At 35.0% G+C, this 1,436-nt stretch carries 1 protein-coding gene; it reads left to right on the top strand.

Going from position 1 to position 1,436, the window contains the following annotated elements:
• The first annotated feature begins 408 nt into the window (after positions 1-408).
• Positions 409-1,296, top strand: a complete 888-nt coding sequence (locus F6J94_RS33825) for a DNA adenine methylase (protein WP_367142324.1) — start codon at positions 409-411, stop codon at positions 1,294-1,296.
• Positions 1,297-1,436 lie beyond the last annotated feature (140 nt).

Genomic DNA, 1,436 nt, shown 5'->3' with positions numbered 1-1,436 from the left:
AATTATCCGGATTTGATATAAAGTAAGATATTTTTAACTATCAATAATCAATTATTTTAAATAGTTTTTTGTTTTTTATACAATTATATAGATATTTTATATGTTATGGTGCAACAATAATAATATACAAGGGATATATAGCCTTGATAAATATATCATAAAAGCCAATGCTTATTTAGCATAAAATAAAAAAAATCTGGCAGATTTTGACTACTGTTTTCTGTTCCCTGTTCCCTGTTCCCTGTTCCCTTGTTATATTAATGCTAGGTTTACATCTCAAATCAAAATGCTATACAATATTGCTGGTATGGAATTTTACTGATGACAAACGTGGCTATTTTAACAGAATCTGAACCATTTACCCTAATACAGCACCCAATAAAAAAAGAAATACAATTAGCATCTCCTGTGCTAAAATGGGCAGGTGGCAAAACTCAGCTTCTGCCACAACTTCGAGAGAGATACTCACCAAAGCTACGAAAAGGAACTCTGACAACTTATATCGAGCCCTTCGTGGGAGGAGGTGCAGTTTTTTTCGATATTGTCAACAGTTTCGATATCCATAAAGCTTATCTATTCGATACCAATCCTGAGCTGATTATCCTTTATAAAGTTATCCAACAGGATGTTGAATCCCTGATTACAGAACTGTTAAAGCTTAGTAATACATACCTGCCCAAAGATGATCAACGTCGGAAAGCATTATACTACGAATATCGTAACAAATATAACACTTTTAATAAACAAATAGATGCTAACTCTTACGCTCGCAATTGGATCAAGCGGGCTGCCATAACCGTTTTTCTGAATAAAACTTGCTTTAACGGTCTGTATCGGGTCAATAGCAAAGGAGAATTTAATGTGCCAGTGGGACGATACAAAAATCCTAAAATTATGAATGCCAATAATCTGCGAGCTGTCTCCAAGCTATTCCAAATTGCTGAAATAGAACAAAGGGACTTTAGTCAAGTCCTGGAATATGCTGATCATAGTAGCTTTATTTACTATGATCCTCCCTATCGTCCTATCAGCAAAACCTCCAATTTCAATTCCTATCATTCCCTGGAATTTGATGATAATGAGCAGCGTCGTTTACGGGATGTGTTTGTGAAAGCTGATCAAGCAGGAGCCAATCAAATGCTCAGCAATTCCGATCCAACTAACTATGTTAATGATTTGTTTTTTGATGAGTTATATCAAGGGTTTACTATTGAGCGAGTATCGGCATCCCGTAGAATAAACTCAAAAGGAAATAGCAGAGGAGAAATTAGGGAACTTCTGGTTACTAACTATTAAAGTGACATTAAAAACAATCTGAAAAGGGAGCATTGCAATCATATAACTATAGGAGTAACTATAAGAATATAGAGGGGGGAGAGGGGGAATAATTTTACCATTGGTTCTTTTTAGTAAAAAAGGACATAGGACATAGGACA

The sequence above is a fragment of the Moorena sp. SIO1F2 genome (genome assembly GCF_010672755.1).
Lineage (GTDB): Bacteria > Cyanobacteriota > Cyanobacteriia > Cyanobacteriales > Coleofasciculaceae > Moorena.
Note: the sequence above shows the minus strand (reverse complement) of the source record. Positions and strands in the feature narration are given on the sequence as shown.